This window comes from Frankia sp. AiPs1, from assembly GCF_023716945.1.
In the GTDB taxonomy this organism is placed as follows: domain Bacteria; phylum Actinomycetota; class Actinomycetes; order Frankiales; family Frankiaceae; genus Frankia.
Genome location: NZ_JAMQQF010000855.1, coordinates 1 through 1,781 on the forward strand (window position 1 = coordinate 1; position 1,781 = coordinate 1,781).

Consider the following 1,781-nt stretch of genomic DNA (forward strand, 5'->3'; position numbering starts at 1 on the left):
GAGCAACGCCCCGGCCGCCGCCGTCCGCCGCCGGGAGGGCGACGCGGGCCCCGGTGGGCCGACACGGCGGCGGGTGAGCACGGCGAGGCCGGCCAGCGCGAGCAGCGCCCCGAGGACGTCGACGTGCGCGTCCGAGCCGATCTCCAGGCCGGCGAGCGGGGACAGCGCGTAGAACGCCGCGCACCGGGGGTCCCGGCCGCGGGCGATGAGCATCCGCATCAGCAGGCCGGTCAACGCCAGCGACAGCAGCGAGCCGTAGAGCTGGAGCTTGTGCTCCCGCGGCGGGCCGGGCAGGTAGTGCACGACGGTGAAGTACGCCTGCGCCACCGGCGGGTAGATGGTGTGCGCCCGCGGGTAGTTGAGGCGGATGCAGTGCGGGCCCCGCTCGATCGCCGCGCAGCCCGCGGCATCGGGGAACAGCCACGGGTCGCGCAGCCCCGCCAGGTGCGGGTCCAGCGGGCCGTAGCGGTAGGGGTCGATGCCGGCGGCCTGCACCCGGCCGTCCCAGGCGTAGCGGTACAGGTCGTCGGAGAGCTGGGGCGGTCCCGTCGCCGCGACCACGTGCACGGCGAGGATCCCGGCCAGCAGCAGGCCGGCGGCGGCCCGCCGGTTCGCCGAGCGCACCAGGGCCGCGGCCGTCGCGGCCCCGAGGACCCACCACACCAGCACCCCGGTCAGCACGCCAGCCCGGCCGGGCAGGTACCCGGGGATCGCGCGGATGGCGAGCTGCGTGGCGAGCACCCCCACCAGCCCGACGCCCGCGCCGATCAGGGCGCGGTCCGGGCGGCTTCGCGGCACGTCGACGGCTGGCGGCATGCCCCGAGCCTCGCAGGACAGCGGCGGGAAGCCCCGGCGCCGCGGCCCGATTTCCTCGTTCCGTAAGACCCGGATCAGGCCGCATTCCGGTCGCGGCGACCTACGGTGCCTCTCGTGCGACGCTTTCTACGCGGGTTCGTCACCGGCCGGCCGGTGGGTGGGATCCGCCTGTTTTCGGCGAGGCTGCCGGAACCGCCGGCGGCGGTGCGCCGCGGCCCGCTGCGAGCCGGGGCGTTTCCGAGCACGCTGCATGACCCGCGAGTGGCGTCGCTGCTGGGCATCGCGCTCGGGATCACCTTCGGAACCTGCTTCCTGACCGGGCTCGTGTCCCATTTCATGCAACACCCACCGGACTGGCTGCAATGGCCGTCCCGGCCGGTCTGGCTGTACCGGGTCACCCAGGGCCTGCATGTCACGACCGGTCTGGCCAGCGTCCCGCTGCTGCTGGTGAAGCTGTGGACGGTGTATCCGCGGCTGTGGGAATGGCCGCCGCTGCGGTCCGCCGGGCATGCCCTGGAACGGCTTACCATCGTGCCGCTGATCGCCGGCGCCATCTTCCAGCTCGCGACGGGAATCGCGAACATCGCCCAGTGGTACCGATTCCGGTTCTTCTTCACCGTGACCCATTACTGGGTCGCCTGGATCACCATCGGCGCCCTGGTCGTGCATATAGCCGCGAAACTGACAATCGTTCGCGCGAACGTGGGCCGGAACCGAGACGAGACGCTTCCCCGCGCAGACACGGTGACGGCGACGGAAAGGCCGGCCGGCGACAGTGACCCGCCGACCGGCGGGCTGACCCGCCGTGGGCTGGCGGTGGCGACCGGCACCGCGGCGGCCGTCATCGTCGCGACGACGGCCGGCCAGTCGGTCCCGGCGCTGGCACCGCTCGACCTGCTCGCCCCCCGCCGGCCCGACCTCGGCCCGCAGGGGCTGCCGGTGAACCGGAGCGCGCGGGCCGCCCG

2 pseudogenes are annotated in these 1,781 nt (G+C 74.3%); one reads left to right on the forward strand and one right to left on the reverse strand.

Features of this window, described 5'->3' with window-relative positions:
- Window positions 1–816: pseudogene (locus ND748_RS31305) on the reverse strand (hypothetical protein); the annotation flags it as partial.
- Between the two features lie 204 nt (window positions 817–1,020).
- Between ND748_RS31305 and ND748_RS31310 the strand changes: the two are divergent.
- Window positions 1,021–1,781, forward strand: a pseudogene (locus ND748_RS31310) (molybdopterin-binding protein); the annotation flags it as partial.